We start from the raw sequence: 26365 nt of genomic DNA on the forward strand, positions 1-26365 counted from the left end.
CTAAGGCTCCATAAAACGACCGTTTACTGGACGTTCAGAAAAATGATTGAATAATATTTAACCAATCGATTATCTTACATAAATTATACGATGCCATTTATAGAGAAAGGAAACAGCTATGAAATTTGTTTTGAAGGGAATGCTGGCGGGGTTATTACTGTTCAGTCTTCACGCCGTATCTTCTGCCCTGCCACTGGAAAGGCCGCGCCTCACTATTGCAGTGGGAGGGAAAAGCGTTTTATACAATCTGCCGCTGACGATTGCAGAGCGGAAAGGCTATTTTAAAGAGGCTGGTTTACAGGTTGATATTGCGGATTTCGCTGGCGGTGGGAAAGCGTTACAGGCACTGATTGGCGGAAGTGCTGATGTAGTCAGTGGAGCCTATGAGCATACAATTACCTTACAGAATAAAAATCAATATATTACCGCGTTTATCATGACCGGGCAGGCACCGCAAATTGTGGTAGCTGTGTCACGGAAAACCATGCCGGATTATCATCAGATTAGCGATCTGAAAGGTAAAAGAATCGGGATAAGTGCACCGGGCTCCTCCACTAATATGGTGGCAAATGTGGTGCTTGCCCGGGCGGGGCTGAAACCAGGTGATGTTTCCTTCATTGGTGTCGGCACCACCGCTGGCGCAGTGGACGCCCTGCGTTTCGGACGTATTGATGCCATCGCCAATACGGAACCGGTTATCTCTCTGCTTGAGAAAAGTAACGACATTATTATTGTCGCTGATACACGGACAAAAGCAGGTACAGAAGCCATTTTTGGCGGGCCAATGCCCGCTGGCTCACTGTACGCCAAAGAGTCATTTCTGAAGAACAATCCGGCAACGATTCAGGCTGTAACATCAGCGATGCTGAAAGCATTACGCTGGCTGAACACCGCTTCTCCTGAAGAGGTCGCTGCTTTGGTACCCGAAAATTATCTTCTCGGGGATCCAACCCTTTATAAAATGGCTTTTACCAATATACGTCCCGCTATCTCCCGGGATGGTCTGTTTACACCGGTAGCCACAAAAACAGCATTACATGCCCTTTCGACGTTCGATCCGTCTATTCAGCCTGAGCATATCGATCTATCACGAACATGGACTGACCGTTACGTGATTGAGGCACAGCGCAATGAACAGAAATGACCTTTATAGTGAGACGGCACTGCAACTGCACGCTGTCTCATATTGTTATGGCCAGTCTCGTCCACAGACAGAAAGAACGGTACTGGCCGAAACCAGCCTGAAGATTTCAGCCGGAGAGTTTGTCTCACTGGTCGGGCCAACAGGATGTGGTAAATCCACATTGTTGAAGCTTTGCGCTGGCTTGCTCGCGCCTTCTTCCGGTCATATTACGGTATTTGATAAACCTCTGGACGGTATTAATTCACACTCAGGCTATATGTTTCAGGATGAAGTATTACTGCCCTGGCTGACGGTTCTGGAAAATGTGGTGTTGGGATTGGGGTATAGCGGGATGCCTGCGACTGAATCTGATTCACTGGGCAGGTCATGGTTAACCCGCGTCGGGTTAAGCGTTGTTGCAGACTACTATCCTTCGCAGCTGTCCGGAGGCATGCGTAAACGTGTGGCCCTGGCGCAAACCTTGATTCTTGATCCTGACATTATCCTGATGGATGAACCTTTTTCTTCACTGGATATTCAAACCCGTCAGCTAATGGAAAATGAATTGCTCGCACTCTGGGAAAAAAAACGCAGTGCGGTGCTGTTTATTACGCACGATCTGGACGAAGCCATTGCCCTGGCCGATCGGGTTATTGTCCTTTCGGCCGGGCCAGGCACACACCCAATAGGCGAATTTTCAGTTCCCCTGGTCCGCCCACGTGATGTAACAGAAATTCGTACCCATCCAGATTTTGTCGGACTACATAAGAATATCTGGAATGTACTTCGTGACGAAGTGCTGAAAAGTTACCAACATAATTTATCCCATCATGAGTAATAGCAATTCCGAAATGAAACCAGCCTTGCTTGTGCTGGGTAAACTGTCTGTATTCTGCAGTGCGCTTGCTGTCTGGGAAATGGTATCGTGGGATCCACAGCTGGCGTTTTTCTTTGGTGATCCTCAGCGTGTGGTTATCACCCTCTGGCAATGGTTTACTGAAGGTGAGGGAGTTCTGGACATCGCCTGGGGTGACCATGTTCTCTGGTCGTTACATTTTCCGGCGCAAATTTATCCTCATCTCATTATTACACTCGCTGAAACCTTGTTGGCATTTATCATTGGTACGGCGATGGGGATGGTGGCGGGACTTCTTCTGGGGATAAATCCGCTGTTATCTGCAATTTTCTCACCTTATATCAAAGCATTAAACTCGTTACCACGCGTGATCCTCGCCCCCATCTTTGCTATGTGGTTTGGACTTGGTATATGGTCAAAAGTAGCTTTTGCTGTAACCCTGGTATTTTTTGTCGTCTTTTTTAACGTATGGCAGGGGGTTCGTGACGTAAACCCTGTTTTGCTGGACAATGTCCGTATGCTAGGAGCAAATAAACGCCAACAACTAATGACTATTTACCTTCCATCCGCCACGTCATGGGTATTTTCAAGTTTGCATATGGCTATAGGCCTGGCTTTCGTCGGTTCAGTTGTGGGGGAATATTTAGGCTCTTACCGGGGGATTGGATATTTACTCCTTCAGGCGGAAGGAAGTTTTGATATCAATACTATCCTTGCCGGAACGTTGTTACTTACCCTGTTTGCTCTGTTATTAGACTCCGGGATTAATATTATTGAGCGCTATGCATTTAAATACAGGCAAGTTAAATAATTTTATCGGGTGAACAACATTTGCCAATGAAGCTGTTTCGGGGAATGAATTTTCATTTGCAGCTAATGTGGGTTGGCAAAAATGGAATGCAGGTTGGCTCGGATAAATGCAGGCTCATTTGCTGCTATTGTGGGTTTGAGACCGCGGCTGGTTGCAGCTAATATGGGCTGAAAATCAGGGGTAAATGCAGGTCTGATCATTTATAAATGCAGGTCGCTACACATAGTTTGATAACTCCAGTGTTGCGAGTTCTTCCGTGGTGTAGATGCGAAAAACATCGCGGTGTTTAGCCTCCAGAGTGACGTGCTGATTTTTGACGATCACACTGCTGATGCTGTTAAAAATGACATGCAGGGCGCGTTTTTTTTGTTCATCCGGGGTGACGTAAAAAACGTAACGCCAGTGCTTTTCGCTGATTGCTACAAGGTGACTGGCCATGATGGACTGATACCGCGCTTTGGTTTTTATGCGGCGCTCTGTTTCAACCGCTATCATGCGACCGTCAGGGAGGGAAATAAGCCCGTCCGGGCGGTGTTTTACGTTGAACTGGTTAAGGAATGTTGAGCGATCACCGTTAATCCAGTTAACAGCGCCTTTTTTCTCAAGAGTGAGGCGAACGAGCTGGTTATCCAGGTGATGATCCAGCGACCAGCCTGTTATGCGGTATGGCTCAAAACGTGACGGCATTACGCTATCTTCCGGTGTAAGAACAACGGCAATACCATCGTTAGTGATGCCCCACAGCGCTATTTTGCTGGAGCGTGATTCCAAGGTGTGCTTCTGTATAAGCCCCATATTTGTCACTTTATCCAGCAAATCATAAAGTGATTTGTGGTGTTTAAAACCAAACAGCATATTGAGGGTTTGAAAGTCGCTGTAAGTCTCTTCCTTCAAAAAATTCAGCAGGATGCGGATCTTTTCATGGTTACGCTCGCGGCGCTCGCTGTTTGTGGCTAAAAGCATTACGCCCCCTTAAAATGTAGTGGCATACTGAATTTGGCCACCTAAGTAGAGGTGATATGCTTACCTCATAATTTTTATAGGTGCCAAAATGAGTAAAATAATTACTGCTGAATTTAAATGTGAAACCGCCAAATTAGTCCTTGACCAAAATTATGCACTGGTCAAGTAAATCAGGACACTTTTTTCTCAGCCATTTGTTCATAACGCACCGGAGACAGATCCCCGTTAGCGGCATGATGCCTGTCTAGGTTGTAGTAGCGGATAGCCCCATTCCCAGTCGAAACGCAACAAAACGGTAGGGCATTATGCCGCCTGTAAGTGCGTTAAAAATACCTCATTTGGAGAACGATAACCCAGCGATTTTCGGCCTCGCGTATTGAGCAGGTGTTCGAGTGCTGCAACCTTGCGATGGGTGACATAATTGAAGTCCGTTCCCTTCGGGTAAAAACGCCGTATCAGCCCGTTGGTATGCTCATTCAACCCGCGTTCCCAGGAATGATATGGCCGGGCAAAGTAGACCGGTGCCCCCGTGACTTTTGTAATTTCCCCGTGCTGGGAAAATTCAGAACCGTTGTCAGCAGTCAGGGTTTTAAACTCGCAGAAGGTATTGGCAACGATGTCCCTGAAGGCCGCTACCACTGTCTCTGCTCGCTTGTTGGGCAGTTTGCGAATGATGACCAGCTTGACGGCTTTATCGACCACCGTCAGCAGGAATGATTTCTGATCTTTGCCAAAGATGGTGTCAATCTCGAAATGCCCGGGTTCCTGCTTGAGGTCAGCAACGGCCGGCCGCTGCTCAATGCCAACACGGTTGGGAATAGGACCGCGTTTGTTCTCATCGGTCTGATAGTTATACCGTTTACCCCGATGAGGGAGCTGCTGATACAGCTCACCGCCGGCCCGGCGCTCCTGCTGGATATAGCGATAGAGCGAGTTCTTGCTGACGGACAGGCCAAATTCCAGGACCAGGCGCCCACTGATGACCTCAGGTGAGGTGTGGGTAGACAGCGCCGTTCTGATAAAGTCCTGAATGTGCGGTTCAAGCTGGTTAATCACGCTGTCCGGCCGTGTTTTCTGCCGCCGCCCTCTGGCCAACGTTTCGGCCCTTCTGCAGGAATAGACCCCGTTGAAAGCGGCGTCGGTATTGCGTCTGAGCTCCCTGCTGATGGTAGAACGAGGAAGCTCCAGTTCCCGGGCGATGGTGGCCTGGTTAACCCCATCACCACGCCGTTTTTCGATGTAGAACCGCTCTTTGTGAGTCAGATGTTTTCCCTGCATGCAACGGGATCTCCAGTAGGGCCAGAACGGTGATTTTATCCGGGTCTGGCCAGTGGGTCACTTTGTTGCATTTCGACTGGGAATGGGGCTAAGCGCATCAAACGAACGGGTGGCTGCCGCGCTGCCACCAACGCAGCAACAGACGCTCAGCGGAGTCACCCGCGTTTCCCATGATTTTATCCAGCAGGCGCTTGCGACGTGTATAGCGCACGCTCAGCACTTCATGCGTGGTTATTTCCTGAATCAGTAAATCGTCACTGGTGCCAATCGCATCGACCAGCCCTAACGTTTGCGCCTGTGTGCCAAACCAATGCTCGCCCGTGGCCGTTTTATCGATATCCAGCGTGGGTCGCATCTCTTTGACAAACTGTTTAAACAGACCGTGGGTCACGTTCAGTTCTTCACGGAATTTTTTACGCCCTTGATCCGTATTCTCCCCAAACAGCGTCAGGGTGCGCTTATATTCACCGGCGGTATGTAGCTCCACATCGATATCATTGTTTTTCAGCAACCGATTAAAGTTGGGGATCTGAGCCACCACGCCGATAGAGCCGATGATGGCAAACGGAGCTGCGACAATACGATCGGCCACACACGCCATCATGTATCCACCGCTGGCAGCAACCTTGTCCACCGCGACGGTCAACCGAATACCGCCGTCACGCAAGCGCTGTAACTGAGAAGCCGCTAACCCGTAGCCGTGCACCACACCACCGGGGCTTTCCAGGCGCAACAGCACTTCATCCTGCGGCGTAGCGACCGCCAGCACCGCAGAGACCTCTTCACGCAGCGCAGAGACTTCACCGGCGTCCATGCTGCCGTTAAAATCCAATACGTAAAAACGTGGCTTCACCACTTTCTCATCGCCGCGTTTGGCGCGCAGTTTTTCTTCTTTGGCTGCAGCCTTGTCCTCTTTTTTCTTACGCTTCGCAACCAGTTTGCGTGCCGCATCACTCATGCAAGTGTCGCGCATTTCATTTTGCATTTCGCGATACTGATCACCCAGGTTCATCACCTGCAACTCCCCTTTTCGTGGGCGTTTTCGCTGCGTGACACCAAAGGTCAACACGACCAGTGCGCCAATGGCCAGCACTATCGTGACTACTTTTGCCAGAAATAAGCCGTACTGAGAAAGCAATTCCACAAATACCGTCCCTCGTTTACTGAGTCATATCATGACGCCGCCGATGTTACCTGCGCAGTTGCCTGCGACACACCACACCATCATACCGCTCGTCTTACGCCACTCCACGGTTTTCATCAAACCGGCGCGAGAGCAAAAAGACAGCCTAACTTATGGCGTGAAATATGGCGATGTTATTCATGGTTTTTTACGCCTGTTGCTGTTTTTTACCGCAGAGGCCTAAGAATGCGCCCGACGCGCATTGAATTCACTGTAGCATTGAGGCATAACTGCCGTTACGTCTTAGGATTTGCGGCGTATAGAGGAAAGCACCGTGCATTATCAACCTATGAATGACCTTCTCAAACACCGCCTTATTCTGGTCACCGGCGCGGGCGATGGTATCGGGCGTGAAGCCGCGATCACCTACGCACGCCACGGTGCCCGGCTGATCCTGTTGGGGAGCACCGAGCATAAATTACAGGATGTGCAAGCAGAAATCCTGCGTGAAACGGGGACGCATTCGCTTATTGTGCCCTGCGATTTATTGACGCTAACTGAACAGGCTTGCACTGCACTGGCAACTGATCTGGAAAAACAGATAACGCACCTTGACGGCGTGCTGCATAACGCGGGGTTGCTCGGAGATATCGCACCGATCGCTGGACAGGATCCGGCGACCTGGCATCAGGTGATGCAAGTTAACGTGAATGCCACCTTTATGCTGACGCAGGCATTGTTACCCCTGTTGCTAAAAGCAACCAGCCCCTCTTTGGTATTCACCAGTTCCAGCGTGGGTCGCGTGGGCCGTGCAGAATGGGGAGCCTATGCAGTTTCCAAATTCGCCACAGAAGGGCTAATGCAGGTATTAGCAGATGAGTATCGCAACCAACATTTACGCGTTAACTGTATCAATCCGGGGGGAACACGCACCGCAATGCGCGCCAGCGCGTTCCCGGATGAAGATCCCCAACGCCTCAAAACCCCAGCTGAGATTATGCCGCTCTACCTTTATTTAATGGGCGATGACAGCAAACGCAAAACCGGGATGAGTTTCGACGCACAGCCGGGAAGAAAGCCCGCTCCAGCCGTATAAGGGAGCCTCAACAATGGATAACGATCGCCACAAGCAGCGCCAGAAAAAGCTGAAACAACAGGTTGACGAACGTATAGCCAAGCGACATTATTTTGATAACAGCCAGCTATGCTTCTTTGCCGCATATCAGGGCATAGGATGTAATCATTTTTAAGTCGGTTGGCTATATTGCGGCGGCCAACGAGGTGCGCGGCATCCTGATGGTTTTCACCGGTAATGGCAAAGGAAAAACCACTGCGGCCTTTGGCACCGCGACACGCGCGGTAGGACATGGCCTGCGCGTCGGCGTGATTCAATTTATCAAAGGTGAATGGCCTAACGGCGAGCGTAATCTGCTCGCCGATCACGGAGTTGAATTTCAGGTGATGGCAACAGGGTTTACCTGGGATACGCAGGATCGCACCGGCGATACGCTAGCAGCGCAGGCCGTCTGGCAACACGGCAAACGCATGTTGTCCGATGCCTCGCTCGATCTGGTGATCCTGGATGAGTTGACCTACATGGTGAGCTATGACTATCTGGCACTTGAAAAGGTAGTGAGCGCCCCATTCCCACTCGAAACGCAACAAAGTGACCCACTTGCCAGAGTCGGATAAAATCACCGTTCTGGCCATACTGGAGAGCCTGTTGCATGCAGGGAAAACATCTGACTCAGAAAGAACGGTTCTACATCGAAAAGCGGCGTGGTGAAGGTGTCAACCAAGCTATAGCCAACCGACTTAAAAATGATTACATCCTATGCCCTGATATGCGGCAAAGAAGCATAGCTGGCTGTTATCAAAATAATGTCGCTTGGCTATACCATCGCCAGAGAGCTTGCTCTGCCTCGCTCGACCATCAGCAGGGAACTCAGACGCAATACCGACCCTACTTTCAATGGTGTCTACTGCTGTAGAAGGGCGAACACTCTGGCCCGGAAACGCCGTCATAAGCCTCTGCCAAACAATGCTTTTTACCCGTTGGAGCCACACATTCAGAACTTCATCAGGCAGGCGCTTTCCACTCACTCTTCACCTGAAATCATCAGTGGCCGTTTGCACCTGGAATTCGGTATATCTGTCAGCAAGAATACGCTATATCGCTATATCCTGCAGGAGAGACAGGCTGGCGGGGAGCTATATCAGCAACTTCCTCATCGGGGAAAACGTTACAGGTACAATGCCGAAAACCTCAAATCAGGCCCTATTCCCAACCGTGTTGGTATTGAGTATCGCCCAGCTCAAGCCGAGCTTAAACAGGAGCCTGGCCACTTCGAAATTGACACTATTTTTGGCAAAGACCAGAAGTCATTCTTGTTAACCATCGTAGATAAAGCATTGAAAAACGTCATCATTCTCAAACTGCCTAATAAGCGTGCGGAGACTGTGGTTGCTGCTTTCAGGGACATTGAAGCTAATACCTTTTGCAAGTTTAAGACCCTAACAGCTGATAACGGCCCTGAATTCGCTCTGCACGAGCAAATTACTCAAATCACAGGGGCGCAGGTCTACTTTGCCCATCCTTATCATTCCTGGGAGAGGGGCTTGAATGAGCACACCAACGGGCTGATACGACGTTTTTACGGCTTTGTTGAATAATTTAACCGTTTGATTTACATCTTCTTTAGTTAGAATGCATTTACAGAGAATGTATTTTGTTAGAACGACAAATCAAATAGTTAGCACAATAAAAAGCATTCCGAGAGGAAAAATTAGTCGTTGAAATTTTATAATGCTTATATAAATCAGTATCTTAAATTATTCAACAAAGCCCGTTTTTACCCAAAGGGAACAGACTTCAGTCAGGTCAGTCATCGTAAGATTGCCGAACTCGAACACATACTCAATACAAGGGGCAGAAAATCGCTGGGCTATCGTTCCCCCAGAGACTGTAAAATAATCTGTGTAAATGGCATTTTGAGGAAAACCTTCAAAGGATAACAAAATGCCTATCAGCAACGAACTTATTGACCAACTGCTTCAAGATTGTCACTCCCCTCAGGATCTGCTGGGTGAATCAGGCCTACTCAAGGTGCTGACTAAAAGACTGGCGGAACGGGTTCTTGAAGCTGAGATGGAGATGCACCTTGGGTATGGCTTTGTTGAATAATTTAACCGTTTGATTTACATCTTCTTTAGTTAGAATGCATTTACAGAGAATGTATTTTGTTAGAACGACAAATCAAATAGTTAGCACAATAAAAAGCATTCCGAGAGGAAAAATTAGTCGTTGAAATTTTATAATGCTTATATAAATCAGTATCTTAAGTTATTCAACAAAGCCCTTGGGTATGCTAAGCATGGCCCGGCAGGTAATCATTCAGGCAACTCCCGCAATGGCAAGACATCCAAGAGCGTACGTAGCCAAAATGGGGCGCTCGAGCTCGATATTCCGCGCGACCGCAACAGTACCTTCGAGCCGACACTGATCGGTAAGAACGAAAAACAGCTTAACGGCTTCGATGACCGCATTATTTCTCTCTATTCCAGAGGGTTATCAACCCGTGATATTCAGGCACACTTTAAAAAACTAGTTGCTGAATAGAGACTTGCATTTTTTGTCAGGCTATTGAGAATAAAAAGAGGTTTAACTTAGAGAATAAAGGTTTGAAATGATCAACAAAGAGCGGTTGTTACGAGATAATCGTTTATGTAAAGCAATCATTGGATTATCAGTCGAAGAATTGAAAAATTTAGCCGCTGAATTTTCAGCTTGTTATTTGATTTATCGGAAAAAGAATCGAAAAGATCACGAGCGGCAGATGGGTGCAGGGCAGAAAGGATTTATCCCAACCCCATTAGATAAACTGCTTTTTATTTTATTGTATTTAAAATGTTATCCGACCTATGATTTGCAAGGACTTCTTTTTGGTTTAGATAGAACACGGGTATGTCGCTGGGTAAAAATATTATTGCCGGTTTTAGAGATGACCTTGGGGCGAGAATGTGTTTTGCCCGCTCGTCAAATTCGCTCTGCTGAGGAATTTTTTCGCGCCTTTCCTGGAGTTAAAGACGTCTTTATTGATGGGACAGAGCGACCTGTCCAAAAGCCTAAGAATCTGCGTCGGCGAAAAAAAATGTATTCGGGAAAGAAAAGACAGACCACTCGAAAAGGGCTTATTATGACTGACGAAACAAGGCAAATTGGATTTATCCCCATGAGCAAAAATGGGCGCCGTCACGATAAACGCTTACTCGATAAAGTCGATATAATTCGCCATATTCCTCCTGAGGTAACCATCTGGGCAGATACCGGTTTTCAATGTATAGATAAACAGCATCCTAATACACAAATCCCAAAAAAAGGAACTCGAAAAAGACCTTTATCGCCTGAACAAAAACAAGAAAATAAAATAATCTCGGGCATCCGTATTACAGTGAACAGAGTCTGTAAAGAATTTTGTGTAAATGGCTCCATTGCTTAACCGGAGATTCGTTCTCCATACATCAACATGAATTGGCTCATAGCAGGTTTCCAGTCTCTGATTGGCAAGGTCCATTTAGCAGAGATATTATGCAAGGCTAGATAGAGTAATTTTATCACCGAGTCATCCGTTGGAAATATTCGTCGCGTTTTCGTTATCTTGCGCAATGAAGCATTTAACGACTCTATTGCGTTGGTGGTGTAGATAACCTTGCGGATCTCCGGCGGAAAGTCAAAAATGACGATGAGACGTTCCCAATTATTTCTCCACGACGGGCTGATCGTCGGGAACTGTTCATCCCATTTGGCCGCGAAGGCATCCAGGGCCTCTTCAGCGCCCTCTAGCGTTGCGGAACTATAGATGGTGCGCAGGTCAGCAGCAACGGCCTTACGCTCTTTCCAGCCGACGTAGCGCAGCGAGTTCCGCACCTGATGCACAATGCAGAGCTGTACCCGCGTATGCGGGTAAACAGCTTCAATGGCATCAGGAAAGCCTTTCAGGCCATCGCAGCAGGCGACGAAGATGTCCTTTAGCCCACGATTTTTCAGTTCTGTCATCACAGATAACCAGAACTTGGCCCCCTCAGTTTTGGCTATCCATAGCCCCAGCAGCTCTTTTTCGCCCTGGCCGTTGACGCCGAGGGCCAGATAAACAGACTTGTTGGCCACGGCTCCGCCGTCCTGGCTTTTGACAACAATACAGTCAAGGTAAACAATGGGATAAAGCGCATCCAGCGGCCGTTGCTGCCAGCGCTTAACTTCATCCATCACAGCATTGGTCACTTGAGAAATGAAGCCAGCGGAAACATCGACCCCGTAGACTTCTTTAAAGTGTGCCTGAATATCACGGGTTGATAACCCTCTGGAATAGAGAGAAATAATGCGGTCATCGAAGCCGTTAAGCTGTTTTTCGTGCTTACCGATCAGTGTCGGCTCGAAGGTACTGTTGCGGTCGCGCGGAATATCGAGCTCGATCTCCCCATTTTGGCTACGTACGCTCTTGGATGTCTTGCCATTGCGTGAGTTGCCTGAATGATTACCAGCCGGGTCATGCTTAGCATACCCAAGGTGCATCTCCATCTCAGCTTCAAGAACCCGTTCCGCCAGTCTTTTAGTCAGCACCTTGAGTAGGCCTGATTCACCCAGCAGATCCTGAGGGGAGTGACAATCTTGAAGCAGTTGGTCAATAAGTTCGTTGCTGATAGGCATTTTGTTATCCTTTGAAGGTTTTCCTCAAAATGCCATTTACACAGATTATTTTACAGTCTCGTTCTCAGTCCATATGGTGTAATCAAAATTAAGTCGCTTGGCTATACCTTCTTACTCCTTAGCGCCGGTCTTTGGAATTTCCATCTCAGAACAGCGTAAAATTTACTTCAATCACCGAAACACCCTTATTTCACTATTAAGCAACACGCTTTCTCTATTCCAGAGGGCTATCAACCCGTGATATTCAGGCTCACTTTAAAGAAGTCTACGGGGTCGATGTTTCCGCTGGCTTCATTTCTCAAGTGACCAATGCCGTGATGGATGACGTTAAGCGCGGGCAGCAACGGCCGCTGGATGCGTTTTATCCCATTGTTTACCTTGACTGTATTGTGGTCAAAAGCCAGGACGGCGGAGCCGTGACCAACAAGTCTGTTTACTTGGCTCTAGGCATCAACGGCCAGGGCGAAAAAGAGCTGCTGGGGCTATGGATAGCCAAAACCGAGGGGGCCAAGTTCTGGTTATCTGTAATGACAGAACTGAAAAATCGTGGGCTACAGGACATCTTCATCGCCTGCTGCGATGGCCTGAAGGGCTTTCCTGATGCCATTGAAGCTGTTTACCCGCATACGCGGGTACAGCTCTGCATCGTGCATCAGGTGCGGAACTCGCTGCGCTACGTCGGCTGGAAAGAGCGTAAAGCCGTTGCTGCTGACCTCCGCACTATCTATAGTTCCGCAACGCTAGAGGGCGCTGAAGAGGCGCTGGATGCCTTCGCGTCCAAATGGGATGAGCAGTTCCCGACGATCAGCCCATCGTGGAGAAATAATTGGGAACGTCTCATCGTCATTTTTGATTTTCCGCCGGAGATTCGCAAGGTTATCTACACCACCAACGCGATAGAGTCGTTAAATGCTTCATTGCGCAAGATAACGAAAACGCGACGAATATTTCCAACGGATGACTCGGTGCTAAAATTATTCTATCTAGCCTTGCATAATATCTCGGCTAAATGGACCCTACCAGTCAGAGACTGGAAACCGGCTATGAGCCAATTCATGTTGATGTATGGAGATCGGATTTCCGGTTAAGCGATGGAGCCATTTACACGAAATTCTTTACAGACTCGTGTTCAACTGTAATACGGATGCCCGAGATTATTTTATTTTCTTGTTTTTGTTCAGGCGATAAAGGTCTTTTTCGAGTTCCTTTTTTTGGGATTTGTGTATTAGGATGCTGTTTATCTATACCTTGAAAACCGGTATCTGCCCAGATGGTTACCTCAGGAGGAATATGGCGAATTATATCGACTTTATCGAGTAAGCGTTTATCGTGACGGCGCCCATTTTTGCTCATGGGGATAAATCCAATTTGCCTTGTTTCGTCAGTCATAATAAGCCCTTTTCGAGTGGTCTGTCTTTTCTTTCCCGAATACATTTTTTTCGCCGACGCAGATTCTTAGGCTTTTGGACAGGTCGCTCTGTCCCATCAATAAAGACGTCTTTAACTCCAGGAAAGGCGCGAAAAAATTCCTCAGCAGAGCGAATTTGACGAGCGGGCAAAACACATTCTCGCCCCAAGGTCATCTCTAAAACCGGCAATAATATTTTTACCCAGCGACATACCCGTGTTCTATCTAAACCAAAAAGAAGTCCTTGCAAATCATAGGTCGGATAACATTTTAAATACAATAAAATAAAAAGCAGTTTATCTAATGGGGTTGGGATAAATCCTTTCTGCCCTGCACCCATCTGCCGCTCGTGATCTTTTCGATTCTTTTTCCGATAAATCAAATAACATGATCTGGCCCAGACTTGGTGGACACGCCCTTAAGAGAGGACTTGTCGTTCAAATACCATCGGGCTGACATAGCCCAGCGTGCTATGCCGCCGTTTCTGATTGTAATCGGCTTTGTTGAATAATTTAAGATACTGATTTATATAAGCATTATAAAATTTCAACGACTAATTTTTCCTCTCGGAATGCTTTTTATTGTGCTAACTATTTGATTTGTCGTTCTAACAAAATACATTCTCTGTAAATGCATTCTAACTAAAGAAGATGTAAATCAAACGGTTAAATTATTCAACAAAGCCATTGTAATCCACCTCAATGTAGTTAAACACCTCAGATTTCATGGTTTCCCGGTCAGGAAAGTGTTCGCCGTGGATCAGCTCCACCTTCAAACTGTGAAAAAAACTTTCAGCACACGCGTTATCATAACAGTTGCCTTTTCCACTCATGCTACATGTTAATTTACTGATTTTAATTAACTTCTGATAATCATCAGAACAGTACTGACTGCCACGATCCGAGTGGACGATGACGCCCTCTGGGGAACCCCGTCGGCTCAGGGCCATCTGCAGGGCATCGCAGACCAGGCCCGACTTCATCCTTACCGACATTGACCATCCCACAACGGCTCGTGAAAATAAATCAATTATTACAGCCAGATAAACCCAACCCGCTTCCGTCCATAAGTAAGTGATGTCACCGACCCATTTCTGGTTCGGGGCTGATGCTGTGAAATCCTGCTGTAGCAGATTCGGCGCCACCGGACGATTATGCTTCGAATCTGTTGTCACCCTGAATTTTTTTGCCGCTTTCGCCTTCAGCCCCTGCCGGCGCAGGCTGGCAGCGATGGTTTTGCGATTGTAATGATAACCGGCATCCTGCAGGTCCAGGCGCAGCCTGCGGGCACCGTTGGGCTTTGTTGAATAATTTAACCGTTTGATTTACATCTTCTTTAGTTAGAATGCATTTACAGAGAATGTATTTTGTTAGAACGACAAATCAAATAGTTAGCACAATAAAAAGCATTCCGAGAGGAAAAATTAGTCGTTGAAATTTTATAATGCTTATATAAATCAGTATCTTAAATTATTCAACAAAGCCATACAGCCCTTTCAACCCGTTAAGAATCAATCCATAAATCGGGTTACCGGAAACAAACGCCAATCCACGGAAAATTGCATAATCCAGTTGTGTAAATGCATCGGCGTTGTCTTCGACACTGGCCCGCTGTATTAATACTTCTTGGCTCTTATCAGGATGTTGACGCAGCGCAGTACGAATAAAAATCGCGGCAATGTTGGTGCGCACAGCCAGCAGATTATCAATCAACTGCGGGACGCTGTCGTGATCGAGTCACGCCAGTGTTTCAAGGATGTTCAGCCCGGATGTTTCCCAAAAATTGTTGATTTTCGTGGGTTTACCATGCTGAATCGTCAGCCAGCCATCACGAGCCAGGCGCTGTAGCACCTCGCGCAACGTGGTACCCCGATCAGTTCCGATAACTCACGTTCCGCAGGTAAGATTGAACCGGGAGGAAAACGATTATTCCAAATACTTTCGATAATATATTCTTCCGCGAATCCAGCAGGACTTTGCGCCTTGATAACCATGTGTGTGATGTTCCATTGCGATATAAAAGCGGACTCATCATACCAGAGCAGTCCGCTATGACATAGCGTGGCATGGAGACAAAAACAGAATTCCGACAGAAACTGTGACACTTCACCCGCTCATTTATTTAAAAGTCACTGCATTGGGCTTAGTATTGACCCGGTCGTTTACCGTAAGTGAACGGTAACTCAGATTTCACACTGTTAGACAATAAGGGAACCGTAAACATAATGACGGACATGTCGATAAGACGCGCACTGCAAAATAATTTTCTGGGGCAATGCCCCGGCTGGTATAAATTAACCCTGCTGGGTTTCCTCATCCTCAATCCCTTGGTGTTTTTTTTGGTCAGTCCTTTTTTAGCGGGCTGGTTACTGGCCGCAGAGTTTATTTTTACTCTGGGTATGGCCCTGAAATGCTATCCGCTCCAGCCCGGCGGACTACTGGCTCTGCAGGCGGTGTTTATCGGCATGACAAGTCCAGAGCAGATCTGGCATGAGGTTTCTCGCAATATTCCCGTCATCACACTGCTGATATTTATGGTTGCGGGCATCTACTTTATGAAGCCGCTGTTGCTGTTCGTGTTGACTCGACTGTTGTTGCGCATCCGTTCCAAGGCGCTGCTTTCAATCGCCTTCTGCCTGGCGGCCGCATTTCTGTCTGCTTTTTTGGATGCCTTGACCGTCATTGCGGTGGTGATTGGCGTTGCCACCGGGTTTTATGATATTTACCACCGGTACATCAACGGGCTGGATCAACAGTCCCAGTCGATCACCGACGAGCAGGCGCAAACGTTGGAACAATTTAGCGCCTTTCTACGCAGTTTATTGATGCATGCGGGCGTGGGTACAGCTCTTGGCGGCGTGATGACCATGGTCGGTGAGCCACAAAACCTGATTATTGCGAAAACCGCTGGCTGGGATTTCGCCAGCTTCTTCTTGCGTATGTCGGCAGTTACCGTTCCGATATTCCTGTGCGGTATCGCTACCTGCATTCTGGTAGAGCATGTAAAAATTTGCGGCTATGGCGTCGCACTGCCGGATACCGTGCGTCAGGTGCTGGAAGATTACGAGCGTAAGACCAGCGCCGAACGGGCACCGCAAGAGCGTACTATGCTGTGGATTCAGGGCGTTATTGGCATCTGGTTGATTGCAGCCCTGGCATTTCACCTGGCAGAAGTCGGTTTAATCGGACTGAGCGTTATTATTCTGGTTACCTCGTTTTGCGGCATTACAGAAGAACACTCCATCGGCAAAGCCTTTCAGGATGCGATGCCTTTTACGGCATTGCTTACCGTGTTCTTTGCCATTGTTGCGGTGATTATTGACCAGCAACTGTTCACACCGCTGATTCAGTTTGTGCTTCAGGGCTCGGAGCAAAACCAGCTTACGCTGTTTTATCTGTTTAATGGCCTGCTCTCTTCTATTTCTGACAATGTGTTCGTCGGCTCTATTTATATCAACGAGGCGCATCAGGCCTTTGAACAAGGCCACATCTCACAGGAACAGTTTGAACTGTTAGCCGTAGCGATCAACACCGGTACTAACCTGCCTTCAGTCGCGACACCCAACGGACAGGCCGCCTTTCTCTTTTTGCTGACCTCGGCCCTGGCACCGCTCATTCGACTTTCTTATGGCAGAATGGTGATCATGGCACTGCCCTATACGATAGTAATGACGCTGGTAGGCTGGCTGTGCGTTGCCTTCGCGTTAGTGCCTGCAACTGAACTGTTTACTGAATGGCAGTGGATAGCGCTACCAAAACTGTAAACACAGACGCATCGCTACGCACAACTATCGTGTATAGTGAACGGGTTACAACGCTTAACCGTAGCGTGCTATGCGTCAAAGGATGGCAATCGCAAAAATGATATATAAAGAGTATCAAATAAATAGATTGTTACGTTTTGCTCAGTGAAATGATGGCGTCATTGCCTGTACCGTCTTTGCCGCCAAATCGATCATTTTTTTTAGCATGGAATATTCGTTATGTTGCGATTTCTTAACCGCTGCTCACGTGGGCGCGGTGCCTGGCTGTTAATGGCTTTGACGGCGTTTGCCTTTGAATTGGTCGCGCTTTATTTTCAGCATGTCATGTTGCTCAAACCTTGTGTGCTGTGTATCTACCAGCGCAGCGCACTGTTCGGCGTGATGGGTGCCGGGTTGCTGGGGGCTATCGCACCCGCGACGCAGCTGCGCTATCCAGCAATTTTCCTATGGATCTACAGTGCAGTCGAAGGATTAAAGCTCGCCTGGGAGCACACCAATGTCATGCTGCATCCTTCACCGTTTGCCGTGTGTGACTTCTTTGTCAACTTCCCGTCATGGCTGCCGCTGGACAAGTGGCTGCCCTCCGTGTTCGTTGCTTCCGGTGACTGTGCCGAGCGCCAATGGCAGTTCCTGTCACTGGTTATGCCACAGTGGATGCTGGTGATTTTCGGTGCGTTTCTGGTGATGGGCGTACTGGTGCTGATTGCCCAGCCGTTCAAGCCTAAACGTCGCGATCTGTTTAGCCGCTAATCCTGTTGTTGCCAGATGGCCTGCGCCATCTGGCTTCATACACGTCTAAGGCCTCGTCGGCCGTGCGCGACTTCAGTGGTGAAGCGAGAGGTCTAGCGAATACCTGAACGCTTTATGCGATGCGTCCAATGTCACCACGCGCACATGCCGGTTGCAAATAAACCATATCTCATCGCGATCGTTTGCCAATATGTAATAGGCATCTGAGGTTTCAGAAGGATTAAAGCATCCCAGTACGCGGTGCCTACCGAAAATCCGCTTTGCAGCGGTAGCGGTAGCGGTCTGGGGCCGTTGTCTAACTCCTGTATTTCGCAGATATAACCCTCGTTCTAACCAAAGCATCAGACCTCACTCACCGTTAATCACACCAACTAAAAATGTAGCTAACGTCCGTGCATGCCGACAAGTTTATCAGAATAAATTAACGCTACTTCGGCTACATTAGGGCAGGTCTGCTGGTTTTGACGGCTTTGTTGAATAAATCAGAATTAGCCGACAGGATGACTCCCTCTGCTACACCTGTTATCCTATCCTGACGCTGTGTGGCATACCCAACAACGTCATACGGTTCAGCGCTTTGACCATCGCTATGGCTTCACCTACTTGAGCCTCATAGTCACGCAGGCTCAGATGGCCACCCAGCAAAGTTTTTATGCGGAACATCGCTGTTTCTGCCACTGAACGCCGGTGATAACCCACTTTCTTTTTCCACATATCATTACTCCCGCTCAGACGCTGATTCGCCACCGCATGGTTACGTTCATGGTACTTGTCCGGCCAGTATTTGGCTCCGCTTCGCGGCGGGATAAGGGGCCTGATTTTCTTTCTTAGCAACGCATCGTGGCAGTAACGGGCGTCATAAGCACCGTCTGCTGACACTTCCCTGATTTTTAGGTGGGTTTGGTTAATCAGGCCCGGCAGTGCCTGCGCATCTGTCGTTCCGCTGAGCGATAAGTCGGCACAGATAATCTCATGCGTCGCACTGTCTGCTGCCAGATGAAGCTTGCGCCACACTCTTCGTCTGTCAGCCCCATGCTGCCTGACTTTCCATTCACCTTCGCCAAAGACCTTCAGACCGGTACTGTCGATGACCAGATGCGAGATTTCACCACGCGTTGGCGTTTTTATGCTGATACTGACGGTTTTTGCCCGCCGACTGACCAGAGAGTAGTCCGGGCAGCGCAGTGGCAGGCTCATCAGTGTAAAAACCGAGTCGACAAAGCCCTGTAATGCCCGGAGCGACAGGTTAAACACGCGCTTTATCATCAAAACCGTGGTAACAGCCATATCGGTGTAGTAAAGCGGCCGACCACGACCTTCAGGCGAAGAACTGTCAGTCCATGCAGCGATGGCCGACTCATCAAGCCAGACCGTCAGGGAGCCGCGTTGTCTGAGTGCTTTGTTGTAGGTGGGCCAGTTGGTGATTTTAAACTTTTGCTTTGCCATGGGGAGCTGCTATCGGGAGCGATGATAGTGCTTTGATCCGGCGATCCCCTGAAAGTTCGATTTATTCAACAAAGCCTGTAGAACCGTTCTTTCTGAGTCAGATGTTTTCCCTGCATGCAACAGGCTCTCCAGTATGGCCAGAACGGTGATTTTATCCGACTCTGGCAAGTGGGTCACTTTGTTGAGTTTCGAGTGGGAATGGGGCGGTGCCACCACCCAGCGCGGTAATAAAGGCGATCATCGCCACACCGAAAATATCCATGTTCCTGCGTCCGGCGGCCAATGCGCCAGACATGCCTTCTGCGGTAATTGCGATTAGATAGATGTAAGTAAGCACACAAATTTTCCTGTGAAATGTGCCTCTCCCCCTATCCATTTTACCTGAGAGTTTATGCAGCTTACGCCGCTTGCCCCTTCGGTGGGTGGCTACGCAGAAACCGCGCGCGCACCGCTCTCCAGTCGGCGTATCAACAAAGTGCAGTAAGGTGGCCTGAGCGATTATGGGAGTTTGCGCCTTCGGCGGGTCGCTCGTTGCGCGGTCCTCTCTCCTGCGAGCTGCGAAGTATAAAGGCTTACTATCGCTACTTCAACCTTCCGTTCGCTCGACAGACCGCGATATCATCCGCCGGGCGCCTCTGGCGTGACTTTTGCCTGTTTTTTCTGATACCATCAGCGTCACGATTTCCTGACATGGCAGTGACGATGAAAGTTGTTTCTTTTAATATCAATGGGCTGCGCGCCCGTCCTCACCAACTGGCCGCAATCATCGCCCAGCATCAGCCGGATATCATTGGCTTGCAGGAAACAAAAGTGCACGATGATATGTTTCCCTTCGAAGAGATCCGAAAGCTGGGCTATCAGGTCTACTACTACGGGCAAAAAGGCCATTATGGCGTCGCCTTGCTGTGTAAAGAGACGCCGATTGCCGTGCGCTACGGCTTTCCCAGCGATGAACCCGATGCGCAGCGGCGCATCATTATGGCAGATTTCGCTACGTCCGCCGGTACGCTGACCGTTATCAATGGCTATTTCCCGCAGGGAGAGAGTCGCGACCACCTGGTGAAATTCCCGGCCAAAACCCGCTTTTATGCCGACTTGCAGACCTATCTGACACAGCATCACACCCCGGAGCAACCGCTGATCGTCATGGGGGATATCAATATCAGCCCGACGGATCTGGATATTGGCATTGGTGAAGAAAACCGTAAGCGCTGGCTGCGCACCGGTAAGTGTTCATTCTTACCCAAAGAGCGGGAATGGATGGCGCGCTTACTGGGATGGGGATTGGTCGATACTTTCCGCGCGCTGGCGCCGGACAGTACCGATCGCTATTCTTGGTTTGACTACCGTTCTGCCGGATTTGACGATAATCGCGGCCTGCGCATCGATGTGATTCTCGCCAGTCATGCATTGGCGACGCACTGCACGGCCAGTGATATTGATTACGATATCCGCGGCATGGAAAAACCCTCTGACCACGCGCCAATTTGGGCCACGTTCTCCGGGCTCTGACACCCTGCACGGGCAGCCGCTCACGGCTGCCCCATCTCTAAAACCATTGCTGTTTGAGCACTTGCCAGATCAGATTATTCGTCCCCAGCATTTGCCTGTCACGCGTACACTGTAACAACACCCCTTCCGTTCGCACCACAGCGCCTTCAGTGTAATTAAGGTTCTCAAACACACAGCAACGCATACAGTTGTTTTGCGGCTCTCGCCGCGTCGAACCATTGTTATCGCCCCAGATAACACTGGGCGGTAAACCAACCACAATATCCGTGTTGCCCCGCGAGGGCATGGTCGTCGCTGTAGATTGCGCCCACACGGGCAGAGAAACCAGCGCGCCGACAAACAACATCACCTGTGATGATTTCATCCGTTCTGCTCCTTCGCGGCCTTTTTCGCCGTGGGTTTACGTGTTTTTTTCTGCGTTTTTTGTGGTGCTTGCAGCCCGCGAAACGCTGATGCGGACCGGTTTTGTCGCGCTTGCGCTATCAATCCACTCAAAGTTTCAGTGAGCGGTTGCATAAAATCCTGGTAACGACGCTGTTTTTCACTGATTAGCGTCAACGTGGCTTCCCAATTGGCGGTCATATCCGGCAACGCTGCGCTAGGCGGTAGTGCATGAATCAGCGCACGCCCCGCTTCGCTGGCATGAATGTAACACCCTTTTTTAAACAGAAAGCTTCGTTTAAAGAGTAGCTCAATAATGCCTGCACGCGTGGCTTCGGTACCGAGGCCATCAGTTTCACGCAATATTTTCTTCAGCGTTTTGTCTTGCACAAAACGGGCAATACCGGTCATGGCAGAAAGCAATGTGGCATCGGTAAACGGACGTGGAGGCTGGGTTTGCCGCTCCACCACTTCACCTTTTTCACACAGCAGTACATCCCCTTTGGCGACCACCGGTAGCGGCAAGCCATCGTTTTCGTCGTCGCGTTCCTTAGCGCCCAGTAGCGCACGCCAGCCTGCATCGGCAAGAAAACGGGCTTTGGCAATAAATTTTCCCCCGGCAATATCGAGGGTAATGACGCATTTACGAAACACCGCATCAGGGCAAAACTGCATCAGATACTGCCGGGCAATCAGCCCATACACCTGACGCTCGTTCTCACTCAGCGATACACTGGCGCTGCGCGCGGTGGGAATAATCGCATGGTGCGCATCAACTTTGCTGTCATCCCAACAGCGGTTACGACGTTCAAGGTTGACGACCGGTTGCGGTAATAGCCCCGACGCATGCACCGTAATCGCATTGATAACCGCATGACGCCCGGCAAAATGCTCTTCAGGCAGGTAACGGCAGTCGGAACGCGGATAGGTAATCAGTTTATGGGTTTCATACAAGCGCTGGCAGGTGTCCAGCACTTGTTGAGCGCTAAGGCCAAAGCGTTTGGCAGCTTCGATCTGCAAAGCGGAGAGAGAATATGGCAGCGGTGCCGTTTCCGATTCGCGCTTATCGCTGTAATCCGTTACGGCGGCAGGCTGTCCAGCAATGCGCTTAACCACATGCTCAGCCAAAGACCGGTGCAACAGGCGCCCTTCTTCATCCTGATACGGCTCACAAGATTCGCTCGGTTGCCACAGCGCCACAAAACGTTCATCGGCAGGCGTGACAATATGCGCCTTGACCTCAAAGTAATCCTTGGCGACGAAATTTTCGATCTCTTCATCGCGACGCACCACCAGCCCCAGCACCGGCGTTTGCACCCGACCGACGGAGAGCACGCCGTCATAACCGGCATTGCGCCCCAACAGCGTGTAGGCGCGGGTCATATTGATGCCGTAAAGCCAGTCAGCCCGCGAACGCGCCAGCGCCGATACGCACAGCGATACAAAGTCGCGGTTATCGCGTAGACGTTCGACAGCTCGCGTCACCGCCTGCGGGTTGAGATCGTTGATCAGGCAGCGCCGCACCTGCTGACGTTTTTCCGGCGCCAGCGCCAGATACTCCAGCACTTCATCCACCAGCAGTTGCCCTTCGCGATCCGGGTCACCGGCGTGGATCACCTCCGTCGCCTCCCCCAACAGCTTCTTGATGGCATTCAGTTGCTTGCTCACTGAGGGACGCGGCATCAACAGCCATTTTTCGGGGATAATCGGCAGATCGGCCAACGACCAGCGCGCGTAGCGGGCATCATAGGCATCAGGCTGAGCCTGCTCGAGTAGATGCCCGACGCACCAGGTAACAACATCCTGTGAACCGCAGGCGATGTAACCGTCACCTCGCCGATGCGGTTTAGGCAAGATATCGGCTATCGCTCTGGCGAGGCTGGGTTTTTCAGCAATAAACAGGCGCATTATCAGAAATAGCGAACAAATTTTTCCGTGTCCAACGGCACAACCGTAGTGGACGCTTTCAGTTGCGGTGTTCCCAAATAGAGAAACCCGACAATTTCATCTTGTTCGCGGCAACCAAAGGCTTCACGGACCTGTTCGTGCTCAGTCCACAGACCGCTGCGCCAGATACCGTTGAAACCCTGCGCCAGTGCAGCCATTTGCATCGCTTGCACCGCGCAGCCCGCGGAAACCACCTGCTCCCATTTGGGCACTTTGGGATTATCTTCGCAGTGTGCAATCACGGTGATGACCATTGGCGCGCGAAACGGGGCCTGACGGGCTTTATCTTGAGCAGCCGCGTCAAGACCTTCCTGTTGGGCCGCGGCGTATAAAACCTCACTCAAACGGGCCAATCCCTCGTCCTGTGCAATCACGAAACGCCACGGTTGCAGGGTGCCGTGATCGGGCGCGCGCATACCGGCATGAATAATGTTGGCTAACGCGTCGCCTTGCGGTGCCGGAGCAGCCAAACGCGAGGCAGAACGGCGGTTGAGTAACAAGTCCAGTGCATACATCCTTTTTCTCCTGTTAACGGCCTGCATGAAAAATAGCGCCAAGCGTTGCCATCGCCTGTTAATGCGCGCCACGGTATCACAACTCACGGTGCGTCAGTAACGGTTTTGTGGCAAATCCTATCATAGCGGATGCCGGTGATAATGCGGGGAGATTCTGATTGTTTTCGACACTGTTCAGACGGTTGACGTAGGGTGATGGGCCAGCGTGAACGGCTGCCTGCGCATTCGAACCCTGACCGGGAGCACGCTCAGTGCCGCGCTGCGATCACTTCGTGTCGTGACGCAAGTGATACACCTTTAGTTGATTCCAAAAGTCGAGGCCAATTAACTTAACGTTTCCTGCGCGACGAAAGGCAAACGCACCGCCCTTATTGTGGCCGATACGAATAATGCCTTTTTCTTCTTGTGCGTTAACAGGTGCAATACCGCGCATGTTCACCCTACCGTCTTCGGCAAAAATGAAATCTGGATCGCCCGTTTCGCGCAGGGCAAAGGCGCCTACGGGAAGGCTTTGTTGAATAAATCAGAATTAGCCGACAGGATGACTCCCTCTGCTACACCTGTTATCCTATCCTGACGCTGTGTGGCATACCCAACAACGTCATACGGTTCAGCGCTTTGACCATCGCTATGGCTTCACCTACTTGAGCCTCATAGTCACGCAGGCTCAGATGGCCACCCAGCAAAGTTTTTATGCGGAACATCGCTGTTTCTGCCACTGAACGCCGGTGATAACCCACTTTCTTTTTCCACATATCATTACTCCCGCTCAGACGCTGATTCGCCACCGCATGGTTACGTTCATGGTACTTGTCCGGCCAGTATTTGGCTCCGCTTCGCGGCGGGATAAGGGGCCTGATTTTCTTTCTTAGCAACGCATCGTGGCAGTAACGGGCGGTCTGCTGACACTTCCCTGATTTTTCGGTGGGTTTGGTTAATCAGGCCCGGCAGTGCCTGCGCATCTGTCGTTCCGCTGAGCGATAAGTCGGCACAGATAATCTCATGCGTCGCACTGTCTGCTGCCAGATGAAGCTTGCGCCACACTCTTCGTCTGTCAGCCCCATGCTGCCTGACTTTCCATTCACCTTCGCCAAAGACCTTCAGACCGGTACTGTCGATGACCAGATGCGAGATTTCACCACGCGTTGGCGTTTTTATGCTGATACTGACGGTTTTTGCCCGCCGACTGACCAGAGAGTAGTCCGGGCAGCGCAGTGGCAGGCTCATCAGTGTAAAAACCGAGTCGACAAAGCCCTGTAATGCCCGGAGCGACAGGTTAAACACGCGCTTTATCATCAAAACCGTGGTAACAGCCATATCGGTGTAGTAAAGCGGCCGACCACGACCTTCAGGCGAAGCACTGTCAGTCCATGCAGCGATGGCGGACTCATCAAGCCAGACCGTCAGGGAGCCGCGTTGTCTGAGTGCTTTGTTGTAGGTGGGCCAGTTGGTGATTTTAAACTTTTGCTTTGCCATGGGGAGCTGCTATCGGGAGCGATGATAGTGCTTTGATCCGGCGATCCCCTGAAAGTTCGATTTATTCAACAAAGCCCTACGGGAATACCCGATACCGGCGACGCGATGTCCTGCTCAGTCAATAAGCGTGTTGCTTAATAGTGAAATAAGGGTGTTTCGGTGATTGAAGTAAATTTTACGCTGTTCTGAGATGGAAATTCCAAAGACCGGCGCTAAGGAGTAAGAAGGTATCATCAATAAAGGGTCTACGATTCCGTAAAATTTGGGTCATGCAACCGAGGCGTTTGATACCCGCGATGGCGTGTTCAACTGTAATACGGATGCCCGAGATTATTTTATTTTCTTGTTTTTGTTCAGGCGATAAAGGTCTTTTTCGAGTTCCTTTTTTTGGGATTTGTGTATTAGGATGCTGTTTATCTATACCGGCTTTGTTGAATAAATAGATATTATTCTGCGCAGCCATAAAGGCTGCGGATTCCCTTGAGGTAAAATCAGTATGTTACATCCAGAGCGTAGTGATGCATCCCGGAGCGATCAGCATTTTAATCCAAAAAAGGCGTGTCATAACAGCATTATTCCCTATTATTCAACAAAGCCATCTATACCTTGAAAACCGGTATCTGCCCAGATGGTTACCTCAGGAGGAATATGGCGAATTATATCGACTTTATCGAGTAAGCGTTTATCGTGACGGCGCCCATTTTTGCTCATGGGGATAAATCCAATTTGCCTTGTTTCGTCAGTCATAATAAGCCCTTTTCGAGTGGTCTATCTTTTCTTTCCCGAATACATTTTTTTTCGCCGACGCAGATTCTTAGGCTTTTGGACAGGTCGCTCTGTCCCATCAATAAAGACGCCTTTAACTCCAGGAAAGGCGCGAAAAAAATTCCTCAGCAGAGCGAATTTGACGAGCGGGCAAAACACATTCTCGCCCCAAGGTCATCTCTAAAACCGGCAATAATATTTTTACCCAGCGACATACCCGTGTTCTATCTAAACCAAAAAGAAGTCCTTGCAAATCATAGGTCGGATAACATTTTAAATACAATAAAATAAAAAGCAGTTTATCTAATGGGGGTTGGGATAAATCCTTTCTGCCCTGCAACCATCTGCCGCTCGTGATCTTTTCGATTCTTTTTCCGATAAATCAAATAACAAGCTGAAAATTCAGCGGCTAAATTTTTCAATTCTTCGACTGATAATCCAATGATTGCTTTACATAAACGATTATCTCGTAACAACCGCTCTTTGTTGATCATTTCAAACCTTTATTCTCTAAGTTAAACCTCTTTTTATTCTCAATAGC

At 49.3% G+C, this 26365-nt stretch carries 30 protein-coding genes, 8 pseudogenes and 2 riboswitches; of the genes and pseudogenes, 17 read left to right on the forward strand and 21 right to left on the reverse strand.

Features of this window, described 5'->3' with window-relative positions:
- Positions 1–118: 118 nt before the first annotated feature.
- The 3 genes from ACQGXV_RS31555 to ACQGXV_RS31565 are packed head-to-tail and all read left to right on the forward strand — an operon-like array spanning position 119 to position 2790.
- Positions 119–1144, forward strand: coding sequence for an ABC transporter substrate-binding protein (locus tag ACQGXV_RS31555; protein WP_440864231.1), 1026 nt, complete (start codon positions 119–121; stop codon positions 1142–1144).
- Positions 1131–1961: an ABC transporter ATP-binding protein gene (locus ACQGXV_RS31560; protein ID WP_440864232.1), complete on the forward strand. Its 831-nt coding sequence runs from the start codon at positions 1131–1133 to the stop codon at positions 1959–1961. Before ACQGXV_RS31555 ends, ACQGXV_RS31560 begins: the two co-directional genes overlap by 14 nt.
- Before the next feature lie 13 nt (positions 1962–1974).
- On the forward strand, positions 1975–2790 hold the full coding sequence (locus ACQGXV_RS31565) for an ABC transporter permease (RefSeq protein ID WP_440864233.1): 816 nt from the start codon (positions 1975–1977) through the stop codon (positions 2788–2790).
- 216 nt (positions 2791–3006) lie between these two features.
- Here ACQGXV_RS31565 and mobC read toward each other — a convergent pair whose 3' ends face one another.
- The 3 genes from mobC to sohB form a co-directional block, all read right to left on the reverse strand.
- Positions 3007–3753: a MobC family replication-relaxation protein gene (gene mobC, locus ACQGXV_RS31570; protein WP_440864234.1), complete on the reverse strand. Its 747-nt coding sequence runs from the start codon at positions 3751–3753 to the stop codon at positions 3007–3009.
- Between the two features lie 303 nt (positions 3754–4056).
- The gene (locus tag ACQGXV_RS31575; RefSeq protein ID WP_440862690.1) at positions 4057–5031 is read right to left on the reverse strand and encodes an IS30 family transposase; all 975 of its coding nucleotides are present in this window, start codon (positions 5029–5031) and stop codon (positions 4057–4059) included.
- A gap of 97 nt (positions 5032–5128) precedes the next feature.
- A complete protein-coding gene (sohB, locus tag ACQGXV_RS31580) occupies positions 5129–6175 on the reverse strand; it encodes a protease SohB (RefSeq protein WP_440864235.1) in 1047 nt (348 codons plus the stop codon).
- 31 nt (positions 6176–6206) lie between these two features.
- On the opposite strand from sohB, the gene ACQGXV_RS31585 reads away from it, so the two are divergent.
- The 10 genes and pseudogenes from ACQGXV_RS31585 to ACQGXV_RS31630 all read left to right on the forward strand — a co-directional run bounded on the left by ACQGXV_RS31585 (position 6207) and on the right by ACQGXV_RS31630 (position 10653).
- Positions 6207–6398, forward strand: coding sequence for a hypothetical protein (locus ACQGXV_RS31585; RefSeq protein ID WP_440864236.1), 192 nt, complete (start codon positions 6207–6209; stop codon positions 6396–6398).
- Between the two features lie 90 nt (positions 6399–6488).
- The gene (locus ACQGXV_RS31590; RefSeq protein ID WP_440867751.1) at positions 6489–7250 is read left to right on the forward strand and encodes a YciK family oxidoreductase; all 762 of its coding nucleotides are present in this window, start codon (positions 6489–6491) and stop codon (positions 7248–7250) included.
- Between the two features lie 13 nt (positions 7251–7263).
- Positions 7264–7404, forward strand: a complete 141-nt coding sequence (locus ACQGXV_RS31595) for a hypothetical protein (protein WP_440864237.1) — start codon at positions 7264–7266, stop codon at positions 7402–7404.
- Positions 7394–7795: pseudogene (locus ACQGXV_RS31600) on the forward strand (cob(I)yrinic acid a,c-diamide adenosyltransferase); the annotation flags it as partial. The gene ACQGXV_RS31595 and the pseudogene ACQGXV_RS31600, both read left to right, overlap by 11 nt.
- 86 nt (positions 7796–7881) lie before the next feature.
- The gene (locus ACQGXV_RS31605) at positions 7882–8145 is read left to right on the forward strand and encodes a hypothetical protein (RefSeq protein WP_440864238.1); all 264 of its coding nucleotides are present in this window, start codon (positions 7882–7884) and stop codon (positions 8143–8145) included.
- Entirely contained in the window at positions 8036–8827 is a 792-nt protein-coding gene (locus ACQGXV_RS31610) for an IS30 family transposase (protein ID WP_440864239.1), read from the forward strand. Before ACQGXV_RS31605 ends, ACQGXV_RS31610 begins: the two co-directional genes overlap by 110 nt.
- 120 nt (positions 8828–8947) lie before the next feature.
- On the forward strand, positions 8948–9169 hold the full coding sequence (locus tag ACQGXV_RS31615; RefSeq protein ID WP_440864240.1) for a hypothetical protein: 222 nt from the start codon (positions 8948–8950) through the stop codon (positions 9167–9169).
- Between the two features lie 4 nt (positions 9170–9173).
- Positions 9174–9338, forward strand: coding sequence for a hypothetical protein (locus tag ACQGXV_RS31620; protein WP_440864241.1), 165 nt, complete (start codon positions 9174–9176; stop codon positions 9336–9338).
- A gap of 174 nt (positions 9339–9512) precedes the next feature.
- Positions 9513–9758 (forward strand): annotated as a pseudogene (locus tag ACQGXV_RS31625) (transposase); the annotation flags it as partial.
- Between the two features lie 82 nt (positions 9759–9840).
- The gene (locus tag ACQGXV_RS31630; protein ID WP_440864242.1) at positions 9841–10653 is read left to right on the forward strand and encodes a transposase family protein; all 813 of its coding nucleotides are present in this window, start codon (positions 9841–9843) and stop codon (positions 10651–10653) included.
- Here ACQGXV_RS31630 and ACQGXV_RS31635 read toward each other — a convergent pair.
- Positions 10650–11861 (reverse strand): IS256 family transposase, encoded by a 1212-nt coding sequence (locus tag ACQGXV_RS31635; protein WP_440862551.1) that lies wholly within the window; start codon positions 11859–11861, stop codon positions 10650–10652. The two genes, ACQGXV_RS31630 and ACQGXV_RS31635, sit on opposite strands and share 4 nt — an antisense overlap.
- 212 nt (positions 11862–12073) lie before the next feature.
- Between ACQGXV_RS31635 and ACQGXV_RS31640 the strand changes: the two are divergent.
- A pseudogene (locus ACQGXV_RS31640) lies at positions 12074–12949 on the forward strand (IS256 family transposase); the annotation flags it as partial.
- A 13-nt stretch (positions 12950–12962) separates the two neighbouring features.
- Here the strand turns inward: ACQGXV_RS31640 and ACQGXV_RS31645 are convergent.
- From ACQGXV_RS31645 to fadR, 4 genes and pseudogenes are all read right to left on the reverse strand, one after another.
- Positions 12963–13295: a transposase family protein gene (locus ACQGXV_RS31645; RefSeq protein ID WP_440864243.1), complete on the reverse strand. Its 333-nt coding sequence runs from the start codon at positions 13293–13295 to the stop codon at positions 12963–12965.
- Positions 13247–13651, reverse strand: coding sequence for a helix-turn-helix domain-containing protein (locus ACQGXV_RS31650; protein WP_440864244.1), 405 nt, complete (start codon positions 13649–13651; stop codon positions 13247–13249). Before ACQGXV_RS31650 ends, ACQGXV_RS31645 begins: the two co-directional genes overlap by 49 nt.
- A gap of 303 nt (positions 13652–13954) precedes the next feature.
- Positions 13955–14563: pseudogene (locus ACQGXV_RS31655) on the reverse strand (IS3 family transposase); the annotation flags it as partial.
- A gap of 190 nt (positions 14564–14753) precedes the next feature.
- Positions 14754–15262 (reverse strand): annotated as a pseudogene (gene fadR / locus ACQGXV_RS31660) (fatty acid metabolism transcriptional regulator FadR); the annotation flags it as partial.
- A gap of 231 nt (positions 15263–15493) precedes the next feature.
- On the opposite strand from fadR, the gene nhaB reads away from it, so the two are divergent.
- Positions 15494–17032, forward strand: coding sequence for a sodium/proton antiporter NhaB (gene nhaB, locus ACQGXV_RS31665; protein ID WP_440864245.1), 1539 nt, complete (start codon positions 15494–15496; stop codon positions 17030–17032).
- A 219-nt stretch (positions 17033–17251) separates the two neighbouring features.
- Entirely contained in the window at positions 17252–17782 is a 531-nt protein-coding gene (dsbB, locus tag ACQGXV_RS31670; protein ID WP_440864246.1) for a disulfide bond formation protein DsbB, read from the forward strand.
- 72 nt (positions 17783–17854) lie between these two features.
- Here dsbB and ACQGXV_RS31675 read toward each other — a convergent pair.
- From ACQGXV_RS31675 to ACQGXV_RS31685, 3 genes and pseudogenes are all read right to left on the reverse strand, one after another.
- Positions 17855–18124, reverse strand: a pseudogene (locus ACQGXV_RS31675) (hypothetical protein).
- A 180-nt stretch (positions 18125–18304) separates the two neighbouring features.
- A complete protein-coding gene (locus tag ACQGXV_RS31680; protein WP_440864247.1) occupies positions 18305–19228 on the reverse strand; it encodes an IS5 family transposase in 924 nt (307 codons plus the stop codon).
- Between the two features lie 205 nt (positions 19229–19433).
- Positions 19434–19565, reverse strand: a pseudogene (locus ACQGXV_RS31685) (TRIC cation channel family protein); the annotation flags it as partial.
- Between the two features lie 22 nt (positions 19566–19587).
- Positions 19588–19696: riboswitch (glycine riboswitch) on the reverse strand.
- A riboswitch (glycine riboswitch) is annotated at positions 19697–19789 on the reverse strand.
- 141 nt (positions 19790–19930) lie between these two features.
- On the opposite strand from ACQGXV_RS31685, the gene xthA reads away from it, so the two are divergent.
- Positions 19931–20740 (forward strand): exodeoxyribonuclease III, encoded by an 810-nt coding sequence (gene xthA / locus ACQGXV_RS31690; RefSeq protein ID WP_440864248.1) that lies wholly within the window; start codon positions 19931–19933, stop codon positions 20738–20740.
- A gap of 37 nt (positions 20741–20777) precedes the next feature.
- Here the strand turns inward: xthA and ACQGXV_RS31695 are convergent, their stop codons facing one another.
- From ACQGXV_RS31695 to ACQGXV_RS31740, 10 genes and pseudogenes are all read right to left on the reverse strand, one after another.
- Entirely contained in the window at positions 20778–21104 is a 327-nt protein-coding gene (locus tag ACQGXV_RS31695) for a DUF1496 domain-containing protein (protein WP_440864249.1), read from the reverse strand.
- Positions 21101–23029, reverse strand: coding sequence for a DNA topoisomerase III (locus tag ACQGXV_RS31700; protein ID WP_440864250.1), 1929 nt, complete (start codon positions 23027–23029; stop codon positions 21101–21103). The genes ACQGXV_RS31695 and ACQGXV_RS31700 overlap by 4 nt, the downstream gene beginning before the upstream one ends.
- Positions 23030–23031: 2 nt before the next feature.
- Positions 23032–23583 (reverse strand): NAD(P)H nitroreductase, encoded by a 552-nt coding sequence (locus ACQGXV_RS31705; protein WP_440867752.1) that lies wholly within the window; start codon positions 23581–23583, stop codon positions 23032–23034.
- 265 nt (positions 23584–23848) lie between these two features.
- A complete protein-coding gene (locus tag ACQGXV_RS31710; protein WP_440864251.1) occupies positions 23849–24016 on the reverse strand; it encodes a hypothetical protein in 168 nt (55 codons plus the stop codon).
- Positions 24017–24146: 130 nt separating this feature from the next.
- Positions 24147–25059: pseudogene (locus ACQGXV_RS31715) on the reverse strand (IS5 family transposase).
- A gap of 175 nt (positions 25060–25234) precedes the next feature.
- The gene (locus tag ACQGXV_RS31720; protein ID WP_440864252.1) at positions 25235–25522 is read right to left on the reverse strand and encodes a transposase family protein; all 288 of its coding nucleotides are present in this window, start codon (positions 25520–25522) and stop codon (positions 25235–25237) included.
- 119 nt (positions 25523–25641) lie between these two features.
- Positions 25642–25806: a hypothetical protein gene (locus ACQGXV_RS31725; protein WP_440864253.1), complete on the reverse strand. Its 165-nt coding sequence runs from the start codon at positions 25804–25806 to the stop codon at positions 25642–25644.
- Between the two features lie 21 nt (positions 25807–25827).
- Entirely contained in the window at positions 25828–25983 is a 156-nt protein-coding gene (locus tag ACQGXV_RS31730; RefSeq protein ID WP_440864254.1) for a hypothetical protein, read from the reverse strand.
- Entirely contained in the window at positions 25919–26164 is a 246-nt protein-coding gene (locus ACQGXV_RS31735) for a helix-turn-helix domain-containing protein (RefSeq protein WP_440864255.1), read from the reverse strand. Before ACQGXV_RS31735 ends, ACQGXV_RS31730 begins: the two co-directional genes overlap by 65 nt.
- Complete coding sequence (locus ACQGXV_RS31740; RefSeq protein WP_440864256.1) at positions 26124–26318, reverse strand: hypothetical protein; 195 nt, start codon at positions 26316–26318, stop codon at positions 26124–26126. The genes ACQGXV_RS31735 and ACQGXV_RS31740 overlap by 41 nt, the downstream gene beginning before the upstream one ends.
- Between the last annotated feature and the right edge of the window lie 47 nt (positions 26319–26365).

The sequence above is a fragment of the Symbiopectobacterium purcellii genome (assembly GCF_052050035.1).
Taxonomy (GTDB): Bacteria; Pseudomonadota; Gammaproteobacteria; order Enterobacterales; family Enterobacteriaceae; genus Symbiopectobacterium; species Symbiopectobacterium purcellii_A.

Bases quoted from the DNA above. Each gene is read 5' to 3' on its own strand.
- ACQGXV_RS31555 (WP_440864231.1), top strand. From the start codon at position 119: ATGAAATTTGTTTTGAAGGGAATGCTGGCGGGGTTATTACTGTTCAGT.
- ACQGXV_RS31560 (WP_440864232.1), top strand. From the start codon at position 1,131: ATGAACAGAAATGACCTTTATAGTGAGACGGCACTGCAACTGCACGCT.
- ACQGXV_RS31565 (WP_440864233.1), top strand. From the start codon at position 1,975: ATGAAACCAGCCTTGCTTGTGCTGGGTAAACTGTCTGTATTCTGCAGT.
- mobC (WP_440864234.1), bottom strand. From the start codon at position 3,753: ATGCTTTTAGCCACAAACAGCGAGCGCCGCGAGCGTAACCATGAAAAG.
- ACQGXV_RS31575 (WP_440862690.1), bottom strand. From the start codon at position 5,031: ATGCAGGGAAAACATCTGACTCACAAAGAGCGGTTCTACATCGAAAAA.
- ACQGXV_RS31585 (WP_440864236.1), top strand. From the start codon at position 6,207: ATGACGCCGCCGATGTTACCTGCGCAGTTGCCTGCGACACACCACACC.
- ACQGXV_RS31595 (WP_440864237.1), top strand. From the start codon at position 7,264: ATGGATAACGATCGCCACAAGCAGCGCCAGAAAAAGCTGAAACAACAG.
- ACQGXV_RS31605 (WP_440864238.1), top strand. From the start codon at position 7,882: ATGCAGGGAAAACATCTGACTCAGAAAGAACGGTTCTACATCGAAAAG.
- ACQGXV_RS31610 (WP_440864239.1), top strand. From the start codon at position 8,036: ATGTCGCTTGGCTATACCATCGCCAGAGAGCTTGCTCTGCCTCGCTCG.
- ACQGXV_RS31620 (WP_440864241.1), top strand. From the start codon at position 9,174: ATGCCTATCAGCAACGAACTTATTGACCAACTGCTTCAAGATTGTCAC.
- ACQGXV_RS31630 (WP_440864242.1), top strand. From the start codon at position 9,841: ATGATCAACAAAGAGCGGTTGTTACGAGATAATCGTTTATGTAAAGCA.
- ACQGXV_RS31635 (WP_440862551.1), bottom strand. From the start codon at position 11,861: ATGCCTATCAGCAACGAACTTATTGACCAACTGCTTCAAGATTGTCAC.
- ACQGXV_RS31645 (WP_440864243.1), bottom strand. From the start codon at position 13,295: ATGTATTCGGGAAAGAAAAGACAGACCACTCGAAAAGGGCTTATTATG.
- nhaB (WP_440864245.1), top strand. From the start codon at position 15,494: ATGACGGACATGTCGATAAGACGCGCACTGCAAAATAATTTTCTGGGG.
- dsbB (WP_440864246.1), top strand. From the start codon at position 17,252: ATGTTGCGATTTCTTAACCGCTGCTCACGTGGGCGCGGTGCCTGGCTG.
- ACQGXV_RS31680 (WP_440864247.1), bottom strand. From the start codon at position 19,228: ATGGCAAAGCAAAAGTTTAAAATCACCAACTGGCCCACCTACAACAAA.
- xthA (WP_440864248.1), top strand. From the start codon at position 19,931: ATGAAAGTTGTTTCTTTTAATATCAATGGGCTGCGCGCCCGTCCTCAC.
- ACQGXV_RS31695 (WP_440864249.1), bottom strand. From the start codon at position 21,104: ATGAAATCATCACAGGTGATGTTGTTTGTCGGCGCGCTGGTTTCTCTG.
- ACQGXV_RS31700 (WP_440864250.1), bottom strand. From the start codon at position 23,029: ATGCGCCTGTTTATTGCTGAAAAACCCAGCCTCGCCAGAGCGATAGCC.
- ACQGXV_RS31705 (WP_440867752.1), bottom strand. From the start codon at position 23,583: ATGTATGCACTGGACTTGTTACTCAACCGCCGTTCTGCCTCGCGTTTG.
- ACQGXV_RS31710 (WP_440864251.1), bottom strand. From the start codon at position 24,016: ATGCGCGGTATTGCACCTGTTAACGCACAAGAAGAAAAAGGCATTATT.
- ACQGXV_RS31720 (WP_440864252.1), bottom strand. From the start codon at position 25,522: ATGGCTGCGCAGAATAATATCTATTTATTCAACAAAGCCGGTATAGAT.
- ACQGXV_RS31725 (WP_440864253.1), bottom strand. From the start codon at position 25,806: ATGACTGACGAAACAAGGCAAATTGGATTTATCCCCATGAGCAAAAAT.
- ACQGXV_RS31740 (WP_440864256.1), bottom strand. From the start codon at position 26,318: ATGATCAACAAAGAGCGGTTGTTACGAGATAATCGTTTATGTAAAGCA.